The 23870-nt window shown below is 43.2% G+C and carries 24 protein-coding genes and 1 tRNA gene; 16 read left to right on the top strand and 9 right to left on the bottom strand.

What is annotated here, in order from left to right; all coding sequences use genetic code 11:
- Window positions 1-7 precede the first annotated feature (7 nt).
- Window positions 8-463: a hypothetical protein gene (locus KW844_RS22515; protein WP_218379046.1), complete on the bottom strand. Its 456-nt coding sequence runs from the start codon at window positions 461-463 to the stop codon at window positions 8-10.
- A 44-nt stretch (window positions 464-507) separates the two neighbouring features.
- Window positions 508-936, bottom strand: coding sequence for a MarR family winged helix-turn-helix transcriptional regulator (locus KW844_RS22510; RefSeq protein ID WP_218379045.1), 429 nt, complete (start codon window positions 934-936; stop codon window positions 508-510).
- 74 nt (window positions 937-1010) lie between these two features.
- Between KW844_RS22510 and KW844_RS22505 the strand changes: the two genes are divergently transcribed.
- The 3 genes from KW844_RS22505 to KW844_RS22495 are packed head-to-tail and all read left to right on the top strand — an operon-like array spanning window position 1011 to window position 2537.
- Window positions 1011-1184 (top strand): hypothetical protein, encoded by a 174-nt coding sequence (locus tag KW844_RS22505; RefSeq protein ID WP_218379044.1) that lies wholly within the window; start codon window positions 1011-1013, stop codon window positions 1182-1184.
- 3 nt (window positions 1185-1187) lie between these two features.
- Window positions 1188-1547: a hypothetical protein gene (locus KW844_RS22500; RefSeq protein WP_218379043.1), complete on the top strand. Its 360-nt coding sequence runs from the start codon at window positions 1188-1190 to the stop codon at window positions 1545-1547.
- A gap of 18 nt (window positions 1548-1565) precedes the next feature.
- Window positions 1566-2537: an alpha/beta hydrolase gene (locus tag KW844_RS22495; protein WP_218379042.1), complete on the top strand. Its 972-nt coding sequence runs from the start codon at window positions 1566-1568 to the stop codon at window positions 2535-2537.
- Here the strand turns inward: KW844_RS22495 and KW844_RS22490 are convergent.
- The 7 genes from KW844_RS22490 to KW844_RS22460 form a co-directional block, all read right to left on the bottom strand.
- Window positions 2501-3412: a hypothetical protein gene (locus tag KW844_RS22490; protein ID WP_218379041.1), complete on the bottom strand. Its 912-nt coding sequence runs from the start codon at window positions 3410-3412 to the stop codon at window positions 2501-2503. The genes KW844_RS22495 and KW844_RS22490 overlap by 37 nt on opposite strands.
- Window positions 3390-4040, bottom strand: coding sequence for a hypothetical protein (locus KW844_RS22485; protein WP_218379040.1), 651 nt, complete (start codon window positions 4038-4040; stop codon window positions 3390-3392). The genes KW844_RS22490 and KW844_RS22485 overlap by 23 nt, the downstream gene beginning before the upstream one ends.
- Complete coding sequence (locus tag KW844_RS22480) at window positions 4018-4419, bottom strand: hypothetical protein (RefSeq protein ID WP_218379039.1); 402 nt, start codon at window positions 4417-4419, stop codon at window positions 4018-4020. The genes KW844_RS22485 and KW844_RS22480 overlap by 23 nt, the downstream gene beginning before the upstream one ends.
- Window positions 4420-4592: 173 nt before the next feature.
- Window positions 4593-5090 carry a nuclear transport factor 2 family protein gene (locus KW844_RS22475; protein ID WP_218379038.1) on the bottom strand — a complete coding sequence of 166 codons (498 nt, stop codon included), beginning with the start codon at window positions 5088-5090 and terminating at the stop codon, window positions 4593-4595.
- Window positions 5091-5311: 221 nt separating this feature from the next.
- Window positions 5312-6139, bottom strand: coding sequence for a CsgG/HfaB family protein (locus KW844_RS22470; RefSeq protein ID WP_218379037.1), 828 nt, complete (start codon window positions 6137-6139; stop codon window positions 5312-5314).
- Between the two features lie 160 nt (window positions 6140-6299).
- Window positions 6300-6881, bottom strand: a complete 582-nt coding sequence (locus KW844_RS29155; RefSeq protein ID WP_255578588.1) for a DUF1801 domain-containing protein — start codon at window positions 6879-6881, stop codon at window positions 6300-6302.
- 120 nt (window positions 6882-7001) lie between these two features.
- Window positions 7002-8180: a multiheme c-type cytochrome gene (locus tag KW844_RS22460; protein WP_218379036.1), complete on the bottom strand. Its 1179-nt coding sequence runs from the start codon at window positions 8178-8180 to the stop codon at window positions 7002-7004.
- A 160-nt stretch (window positions 8181-8340) separates the two neighbouring features.
- Here KW844_RS22460 and KW844_RS22455 point away from each other — a divergent pair, with 160 nt between their 5' ends.
- From KW844_RS22455 to KW844_RS22395, 13 genes are all read left to right on the top strand, one after another.
- On the top strand, window positions 8341-9051 hold the full coding sequence (locus KW844_RS22455; protein ID WP_218379035.1) for a response regulator transcription factor: 711 nt from the start codon (window positions 8341-8343) through the stop codon (window positions 9049-9051).
- A complete protein-coding gene (locus KW844_RS22450) occupies window positions 9035-10393 on the top strand; it encodes a HAMP domain-containing sensor histidine kinase (protein ID WP_218379034.1) in 1359 nt (452 codons plus the stop codon). The genes KW844_RS22455 and KW844_RS22450 overlap by 17 nt, the downstream gene beginning before the upstream one ends.
- A 108-nt stretch (window positions 10394-10501) precedes the next feature.
- Window positions 10502-10987: a hypothetical protein gene (locus KW844_RS22445; protein WP_218379033.1), complete on the top strand. Its 486-nt coding sequence runs from the start codon at window positions 10502-10504 to the stop codon at window positions 10985-10987.
- A 15-nt stretch (window positions 10988-11002) separates the two neighbouring features.
- Window positions 11003-11926, top strand: coding sequence for a bestrophin family protein (locus tag KW844_RS22440; RefSeq protein WP_218379032.1), 924 nt, complete (start codon window positions 11003-11005; stop codon window positions 11924-11926).
- Window positions 11927-12068: 142 nt separating this feature from the next.
- Window positions 12069-12142, top strand: a tRNA-Asp gene (locus KW844_RS22435).
- 240 nt (window positions 12143-12382) lie between these two features.
- Window positions 12383-13642, top strand: coding sequence for a site-specific integrase (locus KW844_RS22430; protein ID WP_218379031.1), 1260 nt, complete (start codon window positions 12383-12385; stop codon window positions 13640-13642).
- A gap of 250 nt (window positions 13643-13892) precedes the next feature.
- A complete protein-coding gene (locus KW844_RS22425; RefSeq protein ID WP_218379030.1) occupies window positions 13893-15107 on the top strand; it encodes a hypothetical protein in 1215 nt (404 codons plus the stop codon).
- Window positions 15108-15250: 143 nt separating this feature from the next.
- Complete coding sequence (locus KW844_RS22420) at window positions 15251-15529, top strand: helix-turn-helix domain-containing protein (protein ID WP_218379029.1); 279 nt, start codon at window positions 15251-15253, stop codon at window positions 15527-15529.
- The gene (locus KW844_RS22415; RefSeq protein ID WP_218379028.1) at window positions 15529-16395 is read left to right on the top strand and encodes a hypothetical protein; all 867 of its coding nucleotides are present in this window, start codon (window positions 15529-15531) and stop codon (window positions 16393-16395) included. The genes KW844_RS22420 and KW844_RS22415 overlap by 1 nt, the downstream gene beginning before the upstream one ends.
- On the top strand, window positions 16316-16999 hold the full coding sequence (locus tag KW844_RS22410; protein WP_218379027.1) for a hypothetical protein: 684 nt from the start codon (window positions 16316-16318) through the stop codon (window positions 16997-16999). Before KW844_RS22415 ends, KW844_RS22410 begins: the two co-directional genes overlap by 80 nt.
- A 495-nt stretch (window positions 17000-17494) precedes the next feature.
- A complete protein-coding gene (locus KW844_RS22405) occupies window positions 17495-19621 on the top strand; it encodes an ATP-binding protein (RefSeq protein ID WP_218379026.1) in 2127 nt (708 codons plus the stop codon).
- Window positions 19622-20005: 384 nt separating this feature from the next.
- Complete coding sequence (locus KW844_RS22400) at window positions 20006-21910, top strand: ATP-dependent endonuclease (protein WP_218379025.1); 1905 nt, start codon at window positions 20006-20008, stop codon at window positions 21908-21910.
- A complete protein-coding gene (locus tag KW844_RS22395) occupies window positions 21894-23816 on the top strand; it encodes a UvrD-helicase domain-containing protein (protein ID WP_218379024.1) in 1923 nt (640 codons plus the stop codon). The genes KW844_RS22400 and KW844_RS22395 overlap by 17 nt, the downstream gene beginning before the upstream one ends.
- Window positions 23817-23870: the final 54 nt, after the last annotated feature.

Here is a 23870-nt window from a genome sequence, read left to right as displayed (position 1 = left end):
ATACATTTTAATGAGTTTCTCCCATTTCTGCTCTGCGCTTCAACTCCCGCTTACTGGCTTTGGACAGCAGGAAAAAAAACAGGAAGAAACCGCCTAACATTAAGCCACCAATGATGGCGCCAGGCTCCCACATGATAAGGCCGGTAAGCAGGCACACCACTGCCGGTACCGCTACTATATAGGCCAGAATCTGACCGGCTATACTGGTGAATTTGTGTTGGCCTTTACCCGCTTCTTTCCAGCCATTTCCGCGGCTTGTACCGGAATTATCGGTATAAGTAAAATTGGTCGTTTTGTAGCTAAAGCTGACGTTTTGTGGCTGGGGGTCCCTGTAATTTGGATTGCTAACGGTGAACTGTGATCCGCAGTACTGACAATTGATCACCATTTCACGTATATCACTGCCGGCGTTTGCCTGGTCAAATACAGTCGCTCCACAGCTGGGGCATTTAGATTGTTGCATAGTCGGATAATGGACATTTTATGATGTCACGAAAATAATCATTCTCAAGAAAGATTTTCCTTCACTTTTTCCAGCAGGGTAATCAGTTGTGCCTGCTCAATGGGCGACAATCCCTTCGCCGTAATGCTCTCCATTTTCCGCCAGGAGTCGGCCACCTGCTGATGCGCCGCTTTTCCTTTCTTCGTCAGGAACACCCTTGAAATACGCTTGTCACTTTCGTCTTTTTCCTTGGTAATCATGCCAGCATTCACCATTCTGTCGATCATAGCGGCGATGGTCCCTTGCTGAATACCCATTTTTTCTACCAGCGCCGATACGGTTTGCCCGTCTTCCAAATCAAGATAATACAACAATATATCCTGTCCTGCGTGAATGCCTGCCCCTGATAATAATTCGTTACTCTTGTTTCTTCTAATCTTACAGATCTCTACTAATAAGCCATTGATGGAGCTGTTCGGTTTTCCTGATTTCATGCCGCAAAGGTAATAATATTATCAGCTTAGGCGGCTAAGGATAAAATTAGTACATTTGACCTAAATTAGTAATCATGGAAGAAGAACAGGAAACGATCTGGCAGCGCCTGCGTGCCATGGCTTTCCCCATCAACCCGGGGGACGGCCTGGCGAAACGGGCGGTTAAAAACGGAGCTTTTTTTCTCACCGCGCTGATGGTAAGCCTGGTAACACTGGCATTAACAGCAGCCGTAATGTTCGTAATGTAAGAGATGAAGCAGCTGTTTGATCCGTTGTTTACAGGGTATTGCCTGGTATGGCTGGCCGTTCACTATTGCCGGCAGGCGGGCATCATACTGCCTTTTATCAACGGGCAGCTGACGGACTTCATCGCCGTTCCTGCTATTGCACACCTAACACTTACGGTTACACGTATATATATTATCCGGCAGCCAGCCTATCAATATCCGCTGGTATACCTCCTGTTTATTGCCATATACACCACGGTATTGTTTGAGGTAATCATGCCCAGGTTTTCAGGGAGATATACACCTGACCTCCTGGACGCGGCAGCGTATCTGGGCGGTGGACTATTTTATTATTTTGTGCATCAACGCCTTCGCAGAATTTAGTATTTTGGAGGTCACGTTATGAAACAACATTTAAAATACTTATTGCTGCTGTCCGTATTTTTTTGCAGCACCCACCTGGCCGCACAGCGCACTACCGGCCTCACCATGGTGGCAGATACATCTTTCACCAATCACAGCGCTTATTTGCATTCGCTGAAAAACTTCCCGCAGATGAAGTTTCCGGCGGACAGCCTGCCTGAAGGAGTCGCCAGGGTAACCGGTATCCCCTATACCAACGGGCTCAACATCGATGTATTTTACCCTGCCCGCAAGCATCAATCTTTGCCGGGCATACTCATTATTCACGGTGGCGGCTGGCGCAGCGGGAACCCGCAACAACACCATGCCATGGCCGCACAGTTAGCCGCCAAAGGATTTGTATGCTATACCGCTTCCTACCGGTTATCCACACACGCACTTTATCCTGCGGCAGTGGCAGACCTCAAGGCAGCCATCCGCTGGATAAAGGCCAATGCCGCCCGCTGGAAAACAGATACTTCCCGCATTGCTGTCGCAGGATTTTCCGCCGGCGGACAGTTAGCAGCACTCATCGGCGCCACCAATAACAAACCGGAATTTGACACGCTGCCAGGTAATCAACAGGTATCCAGCAGGGTACAGGCCATTGTGTGTATTGACGGCGTATTGGCATTTATTCACCCGGAATCAGCCGAAGGCAATGACAGCAAAGCTCCTTCCGCCGCTACCCAATGGTTCGGCTATACGAAAACGGAAAAGCCCGCCCTGTGGTACGAAGCCTCCGCGCTTACCTATGCCGGCGCCGGCACACCTCCTACCCTGTTTATCAACAGCAGCATTCCCCGCTTTCATGGCGGCCGCAATGACTATATCGATACCTTAAAAGCCCATCACATCTACACCGAGGTACAGGAGCTGGATAATACACCACATACCTTTTGCCTCTTTGAACCCTGGTTCACCCCTACGGTAAACTATATAGATGCATTTCTCAAAAAAGTGTTCGGTTGATTTTCAGCTGGCAATTTTTCCTGGCGTACATAAGGTGCCAGGTATGCGGAGAGATTTAAAACAATCAGCAGAGCAGAAAAAAAGAACAGGCCCATAAACATCGCTATAAATAAATGCAGGGCTACTATCCCTGCCAGCCAGTATTTACGGGTATAAGGATTATTCATACCTGCGATATATCCCATTTCCAGCGCTACGGTGAGCCAGCCAGAAACAAGGAAAAACGGCGTACCGGCGAGGAAGTCGAGGTTGAACATGCTGTAATAATTATGGCTGTGCAGCGCTTTCCAGAGTGCCTCGCCATTGCGCCAGGTAGGCCCTATTATCTTATCAAAACCAGAAAAGAAATAAGCAATGCTCAGGTGTGCCCGCAGCAAAAACAAGAATGCAGTGGCATTGGGTGTAGCGGTACGGCGCCTCCAGCGGTTATCCAGCGAGTAAGCGCGACCTACCGGGAATATGCAACAGTAAAAAAGTGCAAACGTCGTATAGCCGTCCACCCCATACTCATATAAGTGAATGGACTTGATCAGCAGCAACTGCAGGAACAGCGCTATCAGCGCATTAACGCGGGTCAGTAACCCCAGCAATAAACAAACCAGACTAACGGGATAGGCTATACGGCATATCCACACCAACGTTTCATAACTGACACCCATATGCTGGAGTTGCAGCCACTCCTGTAACCGCACCAATGTAAGACTTACCTGATCGGTTGATAAGTCCATGATATCAGGATAAATATAGCCTGCATAGCTGTACAGGTCTGCAAAGTCGGGCTGTATGGCCAGGAAGTGCAGCAACGCAATCGCTGCCACATTCACGCGGAAGAAAAACAACCATGCCGCGTGATTAATGCCTGCTGAGTTGTTCATATACGTTCAGGCTGTAGTTGATGGAAATAAGTTTAACCTGCGAGTAGGCCGGCATTGTACCACCCCGCACTTGTTGGAGCATAGGAAAATCCAGCATATTATAGCTGATATAGATAGCCGTATCCATGCAGTGGCGCCGGCGAAACAGGGTTACTGCAATGTTTTTCATCACCAGCTGATTGTAATCGTTCAGCATTTCGGTATGTTCACCGGGTTTGATGAATTCATCCGTGAGGCTGTTGCCCATAGAGAAAAAGCGCAGCGTGGTTTCGAAGGATCGGAATTCAGGCGTGATAGCCTCTCCGTTACACTCACCGATGAGCATACCATTGGAACGCACGTTGATACCAAAAAATCCATAGCCGGTTTCAGCGCCGGTGTACCTGCCATAGCGTTGCAGGGCAGGCTTGCTCAGCCAGCTTTCCAGCTTATGCGCCCATACGGCACTGCGCGGCTGTTTGTGAAAATCCTGGTAGGAGTCATATACCGACACGGAGTTAACAACGCTGATAAACAGCAGGTGCAGGATTATCCAGCCATAGAGCAGTATCCTTCCAAAACCAGGGATGGCCGGAGCGTTGCGCTTCAGCCATCCGGTGATAAAATTATCTGCCTGGTGCCACTGCATACTTTTGCATGATTTCGTTTGCACGAATGGCGTCCTGCGGAATCTTTGTCAGCTGTTTCCAGAAAATGAATTTGGTGGATACCCAGTCTTTGTAAATAGAGTTATCCAGGATACCGCCCATCGCCTTTGTTCTGGGGTCATTGGAGGCAATGGTGATTTCGCCGCGACTAAAATCCTTGATGTTGTACTTTTCAACCACCAGGCGTTTGATTTCTTCCTGATCTGCAGCGGAAACATTTTTTACCGCTGTCCGGTTTACTGTGTAAAGGTTTGTGCTGGTGCGCTGGATACCGGTGTTTCTGGCCTGACGATCCTGCATGGTGAAGGCAAATAGTAAAAACATGGGGGCGCTTAATGTTAACCACATTAGCTTCTTCATAACATACAATTTTGGGGTTCTTTTCCTACTCTAGTTAGGCCTTTTCGGATTCCTGCCGTAAATAATCAAACTAAAATTACAACTTTTCTGAAAAATTACAATTTTTCTTAACCCCTTCAGAAATATTTATTAATCAATATGTTACAACTCATATCATGATAATTTTGTCCTATTTAGTTATCCTGCGCAGGACCGTGATCATAGCTAAACACCCGGGATACTTTCCATTGCCCGTCTTTCAGCAGCCAGAGCATTTCAAACCTGGCCTTGCCATCAGCATATTCGGGTTTGGCACCTTCTGTTACATAAAATATATGCATGCCCGTTATAAGCGCACCGTATACCTCGTGGTTATTTTCCAGTAAAAAAACCTTTACCGTAGCGGGAATTGCTTCTCTCCTTAATTTATATTTATCCCTGTTGCTACAAAGATTTTGCTTGATAGAGTTTGCCAGTGGGTCCATCCCGGTAAGACTACCGCCTTTATCGTGATAAAACTCAACATCATCCGCCAGCAATCCGCGAAACCGCTCGATATCGCAGGTATTATAGGCCTGCCAGAAGAGGCTGTCGAGCCGCAACACCACCGGCGTTACATATTTTCCGGGAAGTTGTGCGGCGCTGGAAATACTGGCAAAAAGCACGAGTAAAAAAGTGATATAGGTACGCATGTGCAATATTTTTGTTTTTCTATAGGTGGGCACAAACAGTACCATAATGCCAGAAAAAGCAGAAATACGCTACAGCAAAGGATTATAGCGATTTTTATTTAGGGAGAGATGCAGTTTTTCTGTTCAATTACGGACACTTATGTCCGTAGATGCAACAAATTAAAAGGACCACCTTCATTGCTGAAGGCAGTCCTTACCGAAACTAATTATTGTGCAACGTATTATTTCTGGAAGAATAATTTCTTTGGCGCCTCTGCTGTGAGCTCACAACGCAGGGTGGCATTGTTGTTCAGCAGTTTGGTAATTTCTCCGGCGCCTTCCACTACAGTGCATACGCTGAAGTGTTCATCTTCGATGCGGGACACAACTATTTTACCTATGGTACGTTTACGGTTAATCTTTTTACCGTCTACGTTTACTTCTACGTTTTCATATACTTTAAATTCGTCGCCTTCGCGGAGGTCCACTGCATTACCAGCAGTGAGCAATACCTTGGATGCATCGCCGTAGGTATTTTTTTCTTCAACAGAAGCGATGGTAGCGGTGAGTTTAAAGTTATCCTTGATGAATTTATCCAGGCGGCTACGGGTACCCATCAGCGCGTCGTTGAAGGCGTTTTTGCCTTTCCCGGTATTATTGAAGTTACCGGAGGCTACGAGGTCGCCGGTGTTTACGTCCAGTACTTTTACATTGAAAATGATTTCAGCCTGCGGGGTAACGGTAGTTCCCAGCACGGGCACTTTAGCTTGCTTCTGATCTTCCGTCACGCTTACTACGTTGCCCAGTAGCAGGTACTGCGCTTTCAGTTCCTTCATAGCGGTGAGACTGGCGCCTTCAGAGGCCTGGCCTTTCACATTATCCATTTCTCCACGCTCTACCAGGTCAAAGCGTTTGGTACGCAGGAAAGCATCTTCCACAGTGTTCTGGATGGCCGACTGGTAAGTGGTGCTGTCGTTGCCTTTGAAGGTAACGCCTATCACAGGCTTGTTCTGACCAAAGACATAGGAAGTAAACAGTAAAGCTATGGCGGTAATAATATTCTTCTTCATGTTGGATAGGCACGATTTTTTTAAAAAATTCTCTCGTTGCTACGTTTTAAATAAATTTATCAGGTAGCAAATCTAGCTCAAAAACGTATAGCCTCATCAGTTATTATACCGCTTTCTTAAAGATGCCCGTGTTTGCTTCAATTTTAACAAGTATTTAAGTTCAGGCTTCTTTAAAACTGAGACCATGCTGCAGCAGTGTTTCGCGCATCAGCGGCAGGGAAGCTTTGCCCATGCCGTGGAGGGCCAGTATTTCTTTTTCTGAATACTTCGCCAGTTTCCTGGGGGTTGTAACGCCAATGCTTTCCAGGGCCCGGCGGGCAGGGTTGGAAATCCGGGGGATGAAAAATTCATCCGTGGCCTTTTTAGTCGGCGATTTCTTTTTCCCTGCTTTTTCCATATTCTCTTTCATACGAAAAGCGGTGATACGGGCAATGAGGTCCAGAGGCAAGGGCTGATCCAATGGCAACTGTATGGTTCCTTTTGAGGTATGATATGCCTGTAGCTCTTTTCCGAAGCTGGCTACTCCGGAAGATGCAGGATAAAAACCAATATGGTGATTGTACCCTGCAAAGTGAACCAGGTTGCCGTGGTATACGAAGGTAGGAATGGCGTAGGCTATCTTTTCGGTGGCTTCAGGTGCAGCTTTTTTGATGGTTTGTCGCACCTGCTTGAGCAGCTTTTGTGTAGCTGCGGGGAAGGTGGAAATATAAGCGTCGATGGTGGTTATATTTTTCTTTTCCATGTGGTGGGTATTTACTTTAAAGTTACGTGGAAGCCGGCAAATGCAACAGGGGTGGTTGCGACAATGAGCAGGGCAATCGCGACGCCGGGAGCGGTCCCCGGCATTTATTCCGGAAATAGCCTACCGGTATACCTTTATCAGGTGAGACCTCAGGGAATCGGCTACTGGCTGCTCTTTCCCATCGGGCAGCAGGGTGATCACCCTGGACGGCTGTACCGGCATATGGCAGTTGACACATTGCTGCTGCAAAACTTCCGGGGCCTGTTCTTTATTGGTACAGAATTGCGCGGTGGCCGGCTGGTGGCAGCTTATACACTGGTTATTGTAGGTTTGCAGGTGATGGCGATTGTCCGCATGAGCATTGTGGCAGGTGTTACAGGTCAGCTGGTTCGATTGCCGGTAGCACTTACTGGCGGTGAGCAGTTGGTACTGGTTGCCATGCACGTCGTTGGTATGTTGTTCGCCGGCGGTAGCCAGGTAATCGGCCAGGATGTAGTCAGCCAGCTTATCCCCTGGTTTAAATTCAAACAGCGAGCGCTGAGGTGTTTTCAGGCCCGAATGGCATACGGCGCACATATCCACCTGTTGCTGACGGGTAAGGTTACCGATACGCGTGATATGCTGAGCTGTTTTTTCATTCGGATGCTGTGTATGAAAATCGGCGTGTTCCTGTCCGGGACCGTGGCAGCGTTCGCAGTTGATGCCGTACATCACTTCATTTTCCGCAAATTTTTCTATGCGCTGCATGCCTTCGTAGGAGGCTTCTACGTGTACATAAGAGCTATGGCAGGAGAAGCACGTAGCAGGGACTGATCTGTTGAAATACGGATGGGTGGCGGGATAGCCGGGACTATTAGCCCAGCTGTGCACCTGCATAAAATAGGATATGGGCAGCTGGTAGTATTTATTTTCTTTAAAAGAGAGATACGTTTGCGCCTTTCTTCCCTGCCCTATCGTAACGGCAAAATGGGCTTTCTCCTGCGGCGTGCCTTGTTGATAAGCGGTCTGATAGAGCCCTGAGCTATCACTTTCCATCCGAACGGTTATATCTCCCGGAAAATTAAAAACATTGGCAGGAGCCAGAAAGCTACCAAGGACGGAGTGTTTATTGGCGGGGGCGCTGGCGAAATGGTGTGCCGATAAGAGGTGATCGTCAAACTCCGATTGGTGGCAGGTTCTACAGGATTCATCCCCGGCATATGCCGGCCCGCGCGGATCGGTTTTGGTACCTACGCATTGTGAAAGGATGATCACTACTATCACTAAAAAGATAATCAGGCAAAAGGCTCGCTGCAGCATAACGGGAAAAATATCGAATCGAAAGATACAATTATTGAAATTAACTTTTTGCCACTACGGGGCGGCTTGCAGACGAGATATTACATCTCTCTATAAAAAATGTTAATTATATAGACATAATAGATAACTGTAAATGCCCGATGCCTTATATTTGTTGTAGATGAAATTATTACTCATAGAAGACGAACCTGCTGTAGTATCTGTGATTACCCGGGGCTTAACCGAAGCCGGGTATGAGGTAAGCGTAGCGCCTGACGGCGCCAGCGGGCTACGTATGGCTTTGGACAACCCCATATTTTCCCTGATAATTTTAGATGTTATGCTGCCTGGCCTCAATGGCATTGAGGTATGCAAGGCTATACGCAGGGAGGAAATAGCGACCCCGATATTAATGCTCACGGCCCTTGGCACGACGGAAAACATCGTGATGGGATTAGATAGTGGTGCAGACGATTACCTGGTGAAACCCTTTAAGCTGCAGGAGCTGGAAGCGCGTATACGCAGTCTGCTGCGGCGTAAGAGTGGCATTGCGGCCCCGGTGGTTCCTACTACTGTATTGCAGATGGGGGGCCTGACACTGAATACCGACACCAAAGCAGCCACCAGAGCAGGAAACGACATTCAGCTAACCGCTACTGAATACCGCCTGCTGGAATATTTGCTGCGCAATCCGCGGAAAGTATTGTCGCGCATGGAGATTTTGGAACAGGTATGGGGCATTGATTTTAATATGAACACCAAAGTAGTGGATGTATATATTAATTATCTCCGCAAGAAATTAAATAAAAACGGACAGTCCGAGTTGATACAAACCGTTACCGGACTGGGTTACATGCTAAAGGATAACAATCTGGATGAAGATACGCCATAAGATATTGCTTGCTTTTGCAGGACTCACTATTTCCACCATTGTGATCATGGGCGGACTGGTATACTTTTTTGCCAACCAGCATTCTTTCGAGGACTTTTACAAGCGTCTGGAAATACGTGCTTATCTGGCGGCGAAAGCGACCTTGCCCTATTATGAATCCGATGCTGTTATCTACAATGAAATCAGGGAAGAGCACCTGGAGAAGCTGCCGGCGGAAAAGGAATATTTCCTGAAAGTGGACAGTGCAGGGCATGTACAAATGAATACCGACCTGGATTTGCCGCAGTCGTTTTTCAACACCGTGCTCACGCAGCATTTGGCTACACACCGCCAGGGCAACCGGTTTTATGAGGGAGTGCTGTACAAATCCAAGCAGGGGCTGTATGTGGTAATTGTGAGTGCCATTAACCAGTATAGTGAGGACTATATGGCCTGGCTGCAAAGGATTCTGCTGATTTGTTTTCTTATTTCTTCTGTCATATTAATAGGTGTAGGTGCGTTTTTTAGTCGCCTAACGTTGCAGCCTATACGTCATATTATGAACCAGGTGAAGAGTATCAGCTCCCGAAACCTGCATCTGCGGCTGAATGTAGACAACAGCGGTGATGAATTGAATGAGCTGGCGGGTACATTTAACAACATGCTGGATCGGCTGGAAACAGCGTTTGAAACGCAGAATAATTTTGTGAGCAATGCATCTCATGAGCTGAGTACCCCGCTGACGGCCATTATTGGTGAGGCGGAGTTGGCGTTGAGTAAGGACAGGAGCCCGGAAACCTATAAGAAAGCGATGGAAAGCATTCTGACAGAGGCTGGCAGGCTCGAGCATATTACAAAGAGTTTGCTCCACCTTGCCCAAACCGGCTTTGACGGCATGAAGCCGCAGTGGCAGGCCGTACGCACTGATGAACTGCTGTTTACCGTAAAAGACACAATTGACAAATTGATTCCTGGCAGCCAGGTAAATATAGATTACAGCCTGTTCCCTGAAGAGGAGGAAAAACTGACGGTAAAGGGCAATGAGCAGTTGCTGGAACTGGCTTTGAGCAATATTGTGATGAATGCCTGCAAGTATTCTAATAATAAGCCGGTGTCAATTGCCCTGGCGGCGACGGACAAAAAGGTGATCATCATAGTAAAGGACCAGGGTATAGGTATTCCTCAGCAGGACATTCCGTATATATTTTCTCCGTTCTTCCGGGCCTCCAATACCGGTGAATTTAAGGGCTATGGCATTGGGTTGCCGCTGGCGATGAACATCATCCGGATGCATAAGGGCGACATCATTGTACAGAGTCAGGTAAACATCGGAACTGAGATCAGGGTGGAGTTACCGCTGTAATTCCGGTGTTTCTTACCGTTTTCTTACCACATTCTTACCACCTTTTAACCCACTTCTTACCGCGTTCTAACTGTGCGGTCATAGTTTTGTATCATAAATACAACAGCTATGAAAAATGTACTTATTCCTACTGACTTTTCCATACGTTCTCTTGGTTATGTACACAACGTAGTATCCCAATACCCGGACGAGTTGGTGAATGTAATATTCGTGCATGCGTTGCGTATGCCTGATTCCATTTTTGATTTGGTGACTTTCACCCGTAACAGCAGGCATATTGAGTTGATCACGGCTGATTTCAAGGATGGCTGTGAGATTATCCGCAATAAATATGCGTCCAGTATTCATCAGTTAAAGGTTGAATTTTTCCATGGAGATACTGGTGTTGCGTTTAAGAATTTCTGTTTGGCTAACAACATTGACGTGATTGTGGAACCCTCGGACCTGGAGTACAATGCACCGAGTAAGCGGAGTTACAATCCCGGAAAGCTGCTCAGCAGGGCGAAATTACCAAAGCTGGCTGCTACGTTAGCGGGAAGCAGAAAGGTAGTGGTAAAAGCGACTATTTCATCGTTGTTGCTTACATCTGAATAATTAAAACAGAGTGTTATGCTGCTTAGAAAGAATATCCCATTTGGTTATGTTTTCGGGAAGATAAAGTACGAGATTTTAGTGGTGGCGGTCTATAGCATGTTAATTAACATCCTCTACTACCAATACAATCTTAAAAACATAAGTATTCCTATTGCGGTGCCGATGGTACTGGGCACGGTGTTATCGTTGCTGCTGGCTTTCAGGAGCAACCAGGCCTACGACCGCTGGTGGGAAGCGCGATCCATATGGGGCGCGATAGTAAATGATTCACGTTCTCTGTCAAGACAGGTATTAAGTTTAACAGCAACGGCCTATCCATCAGAAGAGTTAGAGCATTTCAGAGAACGTTTTATAAAGCGGCAGGCAGCCTGGACGCACAGTCTTGGCCAGTCGTTACGCAAAACCGATCCATTAAAGGGTTTGGAGCGGTTGCTGACGCGCAGGGAATTGAACTATGTGATGAAGTATGATAATGTGCCGGCTGCGCTGTTGCTTTTACACGGTAAAGATATTAAGCTGGCGTTGGAGAACGAGTGGATTAACAGCTACCAGCAGGTGGCGCTTGATGCCACGTTGAACAGGCTTTGTGATGCGATGGGAAAATGTGAGCGTATTAAGAACACCGTATTTCCTGCGACCTACAGCTTATACACGCACTTTACAGTGTTATTTTTCATCCTGCTGTTACCTTTTGCCCTGATTGATTCCTTGGGGTTTATGGAGATTCCTTTAGTGGTAGCTATTGCGGCATCGTTTTTACTGATTGAGCGCATGGGCATCAGCTTACAGGATCCATTTGAGGGCAAGCCAACGGATACGCCGATGACAACGATTGCGCGTACGATTGAGCGGGACCTGCGTCAGATGCTTCACGAGCAAACGATGGAGGAGCAGCAGGAAGAGATCTTAGTAGAACGACCAACTTACTATGTATTATAGCCAGACAATTTGTGCAAGGCAACAAATTATAGCGTTAAATAGCGACCCCGGTTTTTACCGGGGTCAGTTTATTTTGGGGCTATTTTAAAAATCATTTGGATATTTAAAATATTTAATCCTATATTTGCAACCCCAACGGAAAGGATCGGTAGTTCAGTTGGTTAGAATGCCGCCCTGTCACGGCGGAGGTCGCGGGTTCGAGTCCCGTCCGGTCCGCAACTAGGACTTCCTTTAAAGTTAAAGCCGCATAAATCGTATGATTTACGCGGCTTTTCTGTTTTTAGCATGTAAAGGTAAACTACATCAAACAAATCTGAAAGGTTACAAATTAGGATACACTGACAAAGCCTAATTTTAGTGTAACCTTTTCCCCGCTAACACTTATCTGCACTGGGTTTAAGGCTTCAGACCGAACCAAACAACACCAAACTAATTCGGTAACCTAAAACACCAGCAATGAAAGTAAGTCAAGAGTTATCAATCTTATTCTGGCTTCGTAAGGACAACAAAAACAAAGACGGCAAAGCCTCAATCAATGTTCGTATAACCATCAGCGGGGCAAGAGATGGTTTTTCATTGGGCTACCAGGTGGAGCCTAAAAAATTTGATACGAAAGCGGGCGTCATTATCGGCAAATCAGCTGAAGCCATAGAAATCAACAACCGGATAACACATGTCAAGTCTGAATTACTCCGGCATTATAACCTGCTCAAAGAAAGAGGCCCCAATGTTGACCCTCTGTCTTTAAAAAATGCTTACCTGGGTGTTCAGCAGCAGAAAAAATCATTGCTGCAGGTAATTGACTTCCATAACACCCAGTTTGCAGAAAAGGTAGCTGCCGGCAAACGCGCGAAAGCATCCCTCACAAAATGGATCACTACAAAAGACAAGCTGACACAGTTTTTAAAATCAACTTTTAATACTACAGATTATCCACTGTATAAAATAGATTTCGCTTTCGGCGAGGATCTTCATCATTTCCTTACAGCTATACAGTGCCTTGGCGATAACACCGCTATGAAGTATATAAAGCAAACCAAACAGCTTTTAAAGCTGGCGGTGCGTAGAAAGTGGCTGGATGCAAACCCGTTGGAAGATTTTGAATGCCCCTATTTAGATCCCGAAAGAAGCATCCTGGATGCGGAGGAACTTTGCGTATTGTACAATAAGGCCATGCCGGTAAAGCGACTGGAAGAAGTCAGAGATGCTTATCTGTTCATGGCACTCACCGGCTTCGCTTATAAGGACGCTTTGCAACTGGCCCCAGATCATCTTTGCAAATTCTTTGATGGCGAAGACTGGATTGTTAAGAACAGACAAAAGACCTGGTGCCGGGAAAATGTTCCGCTGCTGCCTATTGCAAAAGAGATCCTGCAGAAATACAAAAATCATCCTTATTGCGTCGCCAATAACTGTCTTTTGCCTATCAACAGCAATCAGCGTTTCAATGGCTACCTGAAAGAGGTGGCCGATATTTGCGGTATTAACAAGCATCTCACCACGCACACCGCACGTCACACATTTGCAACTACAGTAACATTGGCCAATGGTGTACCACTGGAAACAGTCAGCGCCATGCTAGGCCATAAATCAATCAAGACAACGCAGATATACGCTAAGATCGTTGCTTCCAAAGTGAGCAAGGACATGAAGGCCCTGAAAGGAATCTTTAATCTCTCGTTACCGGATTCCATGCTATTCAGCGCTGTTGCGTAAACTTATCATGCCAAATACTTTTATGTATTTGGCATGATAATCAATCATTTTAACAAAACATTAACATCAACGGATCATCCAAAATCATTTATTGCACACCTCGTTGACACCATATCCGATCAAAGACTCTGTTTCTTTGACAACATGAATGTTTGAGTTCACCAACCAAAACAACACTACCGGTACACTCTAAAAACAGCTACGTATGCAGCAGCATTATCAGTTATCTTTTTTCGAGAAATTAATTCGAGTGGATCTTAAACACCAAGCCCTGAAACTGGAGCAGCCAGACAAGAATTTCTTTACCTACACGACTAATGATGTGATCAGTCAAAAAGACAAGATGCTACACGGCTTCGGTCAGTACCTTTACGATTTAGGCAACAATGCACAGGTTGGTTGGTATATTCAATTGCATCAACACCAACTGGTATTATTGATGGATCAAATAGCTACTTCCCTTTCAGTGCCGACCATAATGACGATGGACGTTCCATCCAATGAGGTTACATGGACTAATCTCTTTAAAATTATTTATAGCAATCTTGCGGAACTGCTGACATTCCTGGAACGTGAATTCTTTCGATACCTGGACGTTGACTGTAAGATCCCCATGACCTACCTGCTTTCTGCACAGGACGGCCTTGTATTTGAACTTGAATCCCTGCAAAATGATTTCATGAAACGAGGTATTGATGAAGACCTCTTATCGATAATACTACTGCCGCTGAATGATTTCTTAGAAGCGGAACATGTGAGTTGTTCCGTGAGTTATCATCAGCTTTTCTATCTAAAAGAATATAAAAAGAAGCTGCGTGTGTTGTTGGAGAACCATAAAGCAGAATCCAATCTCACTGATAAGTTGGAAGACCTCCTGCAGTATCTCAACTTCAATAACATACACTATTTCAGGTACTGGTCCAAGAGTGTAACGAAGGACATAGAAGAGCTCCCCACCATACGAGAGAAACTGGACCGTCTTATATTTCTTCAGAAGAAGATTAGCCAGACAGTCATTAAGCCCAGATTCATTTACAGCAAAGTTCATCCACCACTACAAAACCAACTACAGTCCTGGCTTGCAGATGAAATTGTCTATCAGAAAGAAAAAGGATCACTATTTAACAACGGTCATATCGCTGATGAATTAAGCCGCTGGAAAGACTTTAAAGTCGTTACTATTTTCTCTGTACCTCAGCTGGGCAACATTATAAAATTACTTTTGGACAGCGGGCTATATCTCAACAAAAATAAAACTGAACTGCTGGATTTCTTTTCCTACTTTTTTACCACTGTAAAGCAGGACAATGTATCTTCCGGTAGCCTACGGAGTAATTTCTATAAAGATAATGCAGCTGTATCCAAGGCCGTGCGGGAAATCCTTATGGACCTGGTTAACCATTCCCATAAAACAATAAATATATTTGCTTACTGTGTATTCACCTATCTTCTCCTCCAGCTATAATCAATACAAACACATTACAAAAAGTATTATACAAAAATAGTTCTTTAATTATCAAATAGTTACAGGGGGTACCGTCACCCCCGTGACTGTTCTTGCATTGATTATCTCCTTTCTTTTGCTGCCATCAAACAAAACCAAATTTTATGGCAGCAGAAATCCTCACCCGTGAAGATCTCGCAGTTTTCAAAAAGGAATTATTCATTGAACTGCGGGAACTTATCAACATACCTACTACACAGCCCCGTAAGTGGCTCAAATCCTACGAAGTCCGTGACATGTTAGGCATTTCCCCGGGTACCCTGCAAAACATGCGCATTAACGGAACTCTCTCTTTTACAAAAATCGGCGGCCTGATTTTCTACGACTTCAACGACATCACCAAATTGATGGAAGGCACCAAGAAAAACGTCAAAGGCAGCTGATGGCGGCATCATCTGCACAGACCAACTACATCAGGCATCTAAATGCCTTCTTCGCGCAGGTGCGGAAAGATGACCGTTTACACGCGCATCATATCAGCCTGTATATGGCATTATTCCAGATCTGGAACCTATATCGGTTCCAAAACCCTTTTCCGATCCTGCGCGAAGAAGTCATGAGCCTTTCCCGTATTGGCTCCCGCAGCACCTACGTTGGTTGTCTGAAGCATCTGCACCTCTCCCAGTATATCGTCTATCAGCCTGCAAAACACCCGTATGCGCCCAGCCTGATAACGATCCTGACATTGACAGATTTTGTTGCCGATCCTTCACCCGAACAACTACTACTTTTTAGCGGTGCCATGTGGCCCAAAAGTGAGCCACGTAATGAGTACGAAACTGGGCCACGTACTAGGCCCAAATCTGGGCCACGCTCAGGCCCAAAAGTGGGCCACATTAATAATAAACATATAAACAATTTAAAACGGGAGGGAGAAAACACGCTCCCGCTCCCACAAAAAAATAGGAAAAATGAAACTAAAGAGAACCAATTCGATCCGGGTACACCCCGCGCGGAAAATGCACCAGGCGCCGCGCGAATTCTCCCCTCCCTATCCGAGGTACAGGAACTTTTTAACGCCCACGTCTACCCGGAAGTGGAAGCTGACAAGTTTTTCCACCACTACCAGGCAAACGGATGGCGACAGGGTGGCAAGACACCGATCACCGACTGGCAGGCTGCCGCTCACAAATGGGTACTAAACATTCATCCACAAAAACCCGAAAGCAATGACAAACACACCAAATCAGCAACAGGGCCAGGACGGCTCCACACCAACGAAAACAAAAGCTACTCAGACCCCTTATGACTACTATCAGCTGGTACAGCTGCTGGAGGAACGCGGGAGAACTGTTTACAGCCCTCATTTCAAGGTCGATGACATAGACCGGCCGGTGGTACTCAAACTGCTGGCATACTTCCTCCGCGATGAGCTGGTCGCCAAAGACGAAGGTATAGACCTAGATAAAGGGGTACTCCTGACGGGCAGGATTGGTTGCGGTAAAACCTCCCTTATCAGTCTTATGCGATCATTGTGCACGGAAGCCTACAGACCTACCATCATATCCTGCAGGGACATCAGTTTTGAATTCGGAAGGATTGGTTTTGATCTAATAAGCAGATACAGTAGGAACGCATTCTTCCCCTACTCCAATATTCCGCGGGTACATTGCTTCGACGATCTCGGACTAGAAACGAACATTAACTTCTGGGGGAATAATTGCAACGTCATGGCGGAGATTCTGCTATCACGATACGACATGCTGATCGCCAATAAAATGCTCACACACGTTACCACTAATCTCAATAGCCAGGAGCTCGAAGATTTATACGGCAACCGGCTACGCAGCAGGATGCGGGCAATGTTCAATCTTATTGCCTTTGATCCCGCCACCACAGATAAAAGACGATAACCACTACAACCAAAACTTATGTATCCTTCATTTGTAACATTTGTTAGAAGCGAGCCTGATGGCACAAAGGTTCTAAGAATCTGCGATCAGGAGTTTAAAGTATTCACCTATGACTGGTATATTGAAGATGCCATTAATCTGGTGAAACATTGGAAACCTCATCAGATTATCTATCGACGTATAATACACTTGCGCACCTGGATCAGGGAGAATTATCAGCATGGCCATGAAATACCGTATAAGCATATTCGTAGCTTGCAAGGATGCCGGCATTGGGTGGAATGTATCATATATGCAGAGTATGCGAATATGGGAGAAGAATATACACAAAGGCGTGATTCTGCGTTGGAGGTCAACCGCAATATCTTTTCTCTTAATAGTAGCTGAGTATTAGCAATTGGAAAAGCAACGAAATTATCAGTTTCCTGTACCATTCATTATACGAATTGAAGGAATTAATTATTTAGCTATCTTTAAATACTTATTTATCAGACAATGGAGCTAAATACCCTTGGTTATTTAAAGAATGAATATGTTTATTTCCCTGCCATATTGGACGAAATTGGCAAGAATAATAATCCACTACAACCCTTGTTTGAGGCATTTACGAATGCTTTAGAGGCAATTCGCCAATTGAAGGGAAATCCTAAAGATGGCGAAATAAAAGTTAAGGTATTCTATGAACCGGAGCTATTTGAAGAAAGCAAGGTGATGAATGCAATCGTAATTGAAGATACGGGTATTGGATTTAACGATGAAGAATTCCAGCGTTTTTTGACATATAAAGACAATCAAAAAGGCTATCACAATAGAGGCTCTGGCCGTCTTCAATATATCCAATTTTTTCATACCGCTGAATTTGAAAGCGTTTTTAAAGACGGAGAAAAATTTAAAACACGCAAGTTCATGATGAGTAAAAACAAAAAATTTCTTCATGAACGAGCAATTGTATACTTAGAAAAGTATGAAGACTCTACAGACACTCACTCACATACCTCACTATCCTTACAAAATCTTATCCATACAAAGGATAAACTAGCATACAATTTAACGCTTGAGAATTATAAAGAGGAGATTATACGACACTACATACAGTACTTTTGTGCAAATCGCCAACAACTACCCAAAATTACGCTTGAAAGCTATAGAGGAAGCGAACTTGTTGAAAAACTATACATTGATGATGCCGATATTCCTGCGGTTGATACCAATAAAGATTTTACAATAAATTTCAAAGGAGTAGTGGAGGGAGAATTCAAACAAAAGGAAACTTTTGAGAACTTTTTAATTCAAGCATTCAAAATACCCAAAAATAAATTTCCTAAGAACATATTAAAACTTACCAGCAAAGGAGAAATAGTAGACGAGAAAGACTTTCAATTGAACATAATTGGTCTTACACCAGAAGATCACATTGATAATTATAGATACTTATTTCTCGTTTCTAGTCCATATATCGATAAGCGAGATGGAGATTTAAGAGGTCAATTGAATATACCACGTCGAGGAAAGGAAGCTGATTTATTTGACGAAGACATTATATTTTTTGATGATATTGAGCAAGAGGCGCAAGCTGTCATCCTTAACTTATACCCTGATATTGCACGTAAGGCTGAAGAGATGCAGGCTAGAGTATCTGACCTTAAAGAGATGTTTCTAATTGATGAAAATTATCTAAGAGGAATTGGCATTACTGACAGTGAAGAGAAAATACTTGAGAAAGTTTACGTATATGAATCAAAAAAAGCCGCTAAAAAGGATGCAGAACTAAAAAAGCAATATGATGAGCTATTAAACTTAGATCCTACTTCAACAGACTATGACAAAAGCCTGAACCAAATTGTAACAAACCTAGCTAAGGAAATTCCACACCAAAACCGGGCTGCTCTTACTCATTATGTTGCAAGAAGACGTTTAGTGTTAGAGATGTTTAGTAAAGTTCTCAAAAGGGAATTGCAAATGCAAAAGCAGGGTCGAAATGAAGATGAAAAGTTGCTTCATAATCTACTCTTTGCGCAGCGAACAGGAACTCCCATTGAAAGTGATTTATGGATTCTTAGCGAAGACTATATTTTATTTAAAGGTGTGTCTGAGTCAGAGCTTAGAAATGTTACTATCGATGGCCAGAAGATATTTATAGAAAATATGACTCCCGAACAGGAAAAATTTGTTAATGCAAACCGAGAAAAGCGATTATCAAAAAGGCCTGATGTACTTCTATTCCCTGCCGAAGAGAAATGTATTATCCTTGAGTTTAAAACACCCAATACTAATGTAGCAGATCATTTAGCGGAAATCAATTATTATGCGTCCTTAATATTAAATTTAACAAAGGATGAGTTCCCAATTAAACAATTTTATGGTTATCTGATAGGGGAAACATTGGAACCCCTTGATGTCAGATTCAATGATTCCGATTTTGTAAATGCCGCACATTTTAATTTTTCTTTCAGACCGGCTAAGCGAATAGTTGGTGAATTCAAAAATTTTGATGGAACTCTTTATACAGAAGTATTAAAATATTCAACTTTACTTGAAAGAGCGATTGCGAGAAATAAATCATTTATTGATAAGTTATTTGAACCTGAAATTCTTGATGATGAAGACGAACTTCCTTTTTAAGTTGGCTTTTAAGACGAGCTCCTTCTAATCACATTATATATTCTCCATCAAAAGAATTATGATTAGGTGGCATACTCTACCCCGGACAATTATACTTAGTTACTTTAATAATTTGCCATTTTTTTTAGGTTTCAGCTCTATAATAATAGTTTTCCTTCTGCACATACTCGCATGTCGGGAAAATCAACCAGTTTTTCATAGAATATAAAATTAAGACGCGCAAAAATAGCTACTTCTTAATGGTAATTCTGACAGAATTGAAGGCGATCTTTCATGTTTGTTAGCCTCCAAGTACAACTTTAATTGAAAAGATAGTAACATAACGAGTGCATAACATCTTAATCCAATTTTATTTTATAATTTGGCGGCCTTAATTCTGTACCAATGTATGTTGCTCAACTAAAACTTTGGAATTTTCGCAAATTTGGCAATCAAGATCAATTTAATGTTCAAAATCCACACTGCATTATAAATTTCAATAGAGGCTTAAATGTTTTAATAGGTGAAAACGATTCAGGTAAAACAGCGATTGTTGATGCCATCAAATTAGTTTTGAAAACGCACAGCAACGACTGGTTGAGGTTAGAGCAAGAAGATTTTTATACAGATGCAATCAGATTAAGGATAGAATGTATTATTGAAGGACTTGAGGATGATACAGAGGCTCAACATTTTACTGAATGGTTAGGGTGGAGTGGAACTGGGACAGATGCTAAGCCATATTTGAGGCTGATTTTGGATGCCAGTAGGAATAGTGAGAGAATTTTGCCTTATGATGTAAAAGCAGGAGCCGATGCAAATGGCCATTTACTAACAGCAGAGGCCAAAGAATTACTAAGATGCACTTATTTGCGCCCATTGCGTGATGCCAAATGGGAGCTGGTACCTAAACGGAATTCACGGTCATCACAAATTTTAATAGCACATAAGGCTTTTGAGGGACAACACAATACTCATCCTTTTGTAGGATTGTACAGAGATTTAAATGCCGAAATAGAAGCTTACTTTAAAGGCCAAAATAAGAACGGTGAAGACCTTCACGTTGACCAACAAGGTGGGAAGATTTTAAAAAGTATAATTGATAAGTATCTTCAGCAGTTTCGTAAGATGGATTCTAAGATACTAATGGAGAAAACTGACTTGAAAGGTATTCTTGAGTCATTATGTTTATTGTTTGATGTTGGCTATAATCTTGGGCTGGGCAGTCATAACCTACTTTCTATTGCTACCGAATTACTTCACCTTCAAAAAGATAATTGGGAAGGCATCCGCTTAGGGTTAATTGAAGAAATAGAAGCCCACTTGCATCCTCAAGTTCAGCTTCAAGTAATTGAGACGATTCAAAAAGAAGCACAGAATGTTCAGCTGATATTTACCACACATAGCCCAAATATCGGTTCAAAAATACCATTGGAGAATCTCATAATCTGTCAGGGTGACAAAACATTTCCTATGGGTGCTGATTATACTATGCTCAAAAAAACAGACTACTCATTCCTAATGCGTTTTTTAGATGTCACGAAGTCAAATTTATTTTTTGCAAAGGGTGTTATTTTGATTGAAGGATGGGGTGAAGAGTTAATTCTTCCCGAATTATCAAACAAAATTAAAATAAATCTAACGGAGAAAGGAGTTTGTATAGTGAATGTGGGGAACACAGCATTCTTGAGGTATTGCGGAATCTTTAAGCGTAAAATAGGCCCTCAAATGACTACTCCGGTGGCAGTATTAACGGACGTTGATGTATTACCGATAGAAGCGGCGCCCACAAAAAATATTCCTCATCCAGATGACCCAAATAGAAAGCAGGAAATTCCACTAACTCAAGCAGAAATTAGTAATGCCATAATTGAAGCCACTGCACGTAAGCAAAAGTACAATGGAGGTCCGGTACGTAGTTATGTATCTCCATTTTGGACATTGGAGTATTGCATAGCCAGATCTGTAAAGCTAAGAAAAATTCTGTATAGATCGGTTTTAGAAGCTTTAAGAGAACAGCGTGAAGATGATGGTGTTGCAGATTTAAGGCCGTATAATAACGCAATAACTAACCTAGAAACCTATTTTAATAATTGGCAAGAATCAGATGAGCTAATTGCGTATAAAATTTATGCGCATATTAAAAACGGCGAACATAATCTACCAAACGTTAAGAAGGAAGCTGTTTCTAAAACTATTGTTGCTCAACGTTTTGCAGAGAATCTTAAAAGGGCGCAAATTGATGATCTTACTACCGAACCTAGTATTACTTACCTGTTAGATGCTATTCGCTATGCTGCCACAATTTGATGCTAACGATATCAAATATGCCGAACAAATCCTTTTTGGAAAAACGGAAGTATTTGATGAAGAAAGAATTACTTATATATTGGATAACACAACCTGTGATCTTCTAGCAGTACCAGGTAGTGGAAAAACCACAGCATTGCTGGCCAAACTATTGATCATTGAGAGATACTTGCCATTTAGAAGTGGAGGTATATTGGTTATTTCGCATACCAATGCTGCTGTTAACGAAATAAAGGAGAGAATTGGTTTCCACTGCCCGAAATTATTCTCTTACCCAAATTACATTGGCACTATACAAGGGTTTGTGGATGAGTTTTTAGCACGTCCCTATTATGAGCATAAATACGCGAGGAGTATTATCAGAATCGATGATGAGATTTTCCGAGAACGTCATTATGTGCCAGAAGGAGCAAATGGTTGGTTAAGGAATCGCGAAGGTCAAAAGGAAAAGATCGTCTTTGATTCACGCATTCTTGGTGATGACATACTCGCTTACCCCTTTTCTAATACATTCCCTTTAAGAGATCGAACATCCACTACATATCGTGCCTTGTTCAATATGAAGATGGGTATTAGAAAGGCCGGGTACTTATCTTTTAACTGTGCTTATCTTCTTGGGAAGGAATATGTGGATAAATTTCCAAGAATTAAAACAGTATTGCAACGGAGATTTAAATATATTTTTATAGACGAAATGCAAGATATGGAGGAGCACCAATATAATTTATTGGAAACTCTTTTTTGGGATCAGGGCGCATCCGCAAGCATACTCCAAAGAATAGGAGATAAAAATCAATCAATATTTGTCACAGAAGGTAATTCACCAGGTCCCTGGCAAACTAGACCAAAGAGTCTATTGTTGAGTGGAAGCCAGCGACTAAGCCCTAACGTAGCCTCTATAGTACAGAATCTTGCTCTAACTCCAACTGTGGTAATAGGATTGTTGAAAAAATCTGATGGCTCAAATGTATCAATAAAGCCGCACCTGCTAGTTTATAATGATAATAACATTACTGAAACAATTCATAAGTTCACCACAATTATTAGGGAGATGGAAATGAATGGATTAATTCCTGTTGATGTTAAACGGATCTATAAGGCGATAGGTTGGACTACTAATGCTGAGCCTAATAAGATTAGGCTTTCTAGTTACTTTCCTTCATATACTAAAGAAGCTACTGGCACAAAGATCGACAATGACCATTTGGAGGCATACTTAATCCTTTCGGGCGACTCTAATAATTCAAAAGCTATTAGCGATAATATTCTGAATGGTTTTTTAAAAGTGCTTAGACTAGAAAACATAAAAGATGTTAACGGTCGATTTTATTCTAAAAAAAAGTTAATTGATTTCTTACAGGCATCGAAGCCGATTTATTTTAAAGGATTTAAACTCTTATTATACCGATCGTGCAGAGGAATACTTTTAGGTCGAAAAAATCATGTCTTAGCCGAGTTAAGGACTGAAATGCAGACTTTTTTAGCTCAGTTTGATGGAAATCAAACTGAGCTAAGCAGGATATTCATCTTCGACAATACGCCAACACCTGTTAACCCAATACCTACTACCGTAAAAAGTAATTCCTATTTCGCAAATAATATTGCAGTTGAGGTATCTACGATTCATGCAACTAAAGGACAAACTCATACTGCAACTCTGTATTTGGAAACTTTTTATGAGCGATCTCCCGGGGGAATAAGTTATGAGTCACAAAGACTTGCAAATGTTTTAAAAGGCGGAGCACCTTCAAACCTAAATCAAAAGCTGACGCGTCAATCAATGAAAATGGCATATGTTGGATTTTCCAGACCAACACATCTTTTGGCTTTTGCAGTTCATCAAGATCGTTTCAATTCTCACTTGCATAACATAGATTCAGAGATATGGGAGATTATCCAAGTATAGTATTTGTTGTTTTAAAACATTATAGTTAATAGTAGCGGCTGTTATCCAGAAATG

It is taken from the genome of Chitinophaga sp. sic0106, assembly GCF_019219075.1.
In the GTDB taxonomy this organism is placed as follows: Bacteria; Bacteroidota; Bacteroidia; order Chitinophagales; family Chitinophagaceae; genus Chitinophaga.
This window is presented reverse-complemented; position numbering and strand designations above follow the sequence as displayed.

Coding starts and splice junctions, on each gene's coding strand:
- KW844_RS22515 (WP_218379046.1), bottom strand. CDS start 463: ATGCAACAATCTAAATGCCCCAGCTGTGGAGCGACTGTATTTGACCAG.
- KW844_RS22510 (WP_218379045.1), bottom strand. CDS start 936: ATGAAATCAGGAAAACCGAACAGCTCCATCAATGGCTTATTAGTAGAG.
- KW844_RS22505 (WP_218379044.1), top strand. CDS start 1,011: ATGGAAGAAGAACAGGAAACGATCTGGCAGCGCCTGCGTGCCATGGCT.
- KW844_RS22500 (WP_218379043.1), top strand. CDS start 1,188: ATGAAGCAGCTGTTTGATCCGTTGTTTACAGGGTATTGCCTGGTATGG.
- KW844_RS22495 (WP_218379042.1), top strand. CDS start 1,566: ATGAAACAACATTTAAAATACTTATTGCTGCTGTCCGTATTTTTTTGC.
- KW844_RS22490 (WP_218379041.1), bottom strand. CDS start 3,412: ATGAACAACTCAGCAGGCATTAATCACGCGGCATGGTTGTTTTTCTTC.
- KW844_RS22485 (WP_218379040.1), bottom strand. CDS start 4,040: ATGCAGTGGCACCAGGCAGATAATTTTATCACCGGATGGCTGAAGCGC.
- KW844_RS22480 (WP_218379039.1), bottom strand. CDS start 4,419: ATGAAGAAGCTAATGTGGTTAACATTAAGCGCCCCCATGTTTTTACTA.
- KW844_RS22475 (WP_218379038.1), bottom strand. CDS start 5,090: ATGCGTACCTATATCACTTTTTTACTCGTGCTTTTTGCCAGTATTTCC.
- KW844_RS22470 (WP_218379037.1), bottom strand. CDS start 6,139: ATGAAGAAGAATATTATTACCGCCATAGCTTTACTGTTTACTTCCTAT.
- KW844_RS29155 (WP_255578588.1), bottom strand. CDS start 6,881: ATGGAAAAGAAAAATATAACCACCATCGACGCTTATATTTCCACCTTC.
- KW844_RS22460 (WP_218379036.1), bottom strand. CDS start 8,180: ATGCTGCAGCGAGCCTTTTGCCTGATTATCTTTTTAGTGATAGTAGTG.
- KW844_RS22455 (WP_218379035.1), top strand. CDS start 8,341: ATGAAATTATTACTCATAGAAGACGAACCTGCTGTAGTATCTGTGATT.
- KW844_RS22450 (WP_218379034.1), top strand. CDS start 9,035: ATGAAGATACGCCATAAGATATTGCTTGCTTTTGCAGGACTCACTATT.
- KW844_RS22445 (WP_218379033.1), top strand. CDS start 10,502: ATGAAAAATGTACTTATTCCTACTGACTTTTCCATACGTTCTCTTGGT.
- KW844_RS22440 (WP_218379032.1), top strand. CDS start 11,003: ATGCTGCTTAGAAAGAATATCCCATTTGGTTATGTTTTCGGGAAGATA.
- KW844_RS22430 (WP_218379031.1), top strand. CDS start 12,383: ATGAAAGTAAGTCAAGAGTTATCAATCTTATTCTGGCTTCGTAAGGAC.
- KW844_RS22420 (WP_218379029.1), top strand. CDS start 15,251: ATGGCAGCAGAAATCCTCACCCGTGAAGATCTCGCAGTTTTCAAAAAG.
- KW844_RS22415 (WP_218379028.1), top strand. CDS start 15,529: ATGGCGGCATCATCTGCACAGACCAACTACATCAGGCATCTAAATGCC.
- KW844_RS22410 (WP_218379027.1), top strand. CDS start 16,316: ATGACAAACACACCAAATCAGCAACAGGGCCAGGACGGCTCCACACCA.
- KW844_RS22405 (WP_218379026.1), top strand. CDS start 17,495: ATGGAGCTAAATACCCTTGGTTATTTAAAGAATGAATATGTTTATTTC.
- KW844_RS22400 (WP_218379025.1), top strand. CDS start 20,006: ATGTATGTTGCTCAACTAAAACTTTGGAATTTTCGCAAATTTGGCAAT.
- KW844_RS22395 (WP_218379024.1), top strand. CDS start 21,894: ATGCTGCCACAATTTGATGCTAACGATATCAAATATGCCGAACAAATC.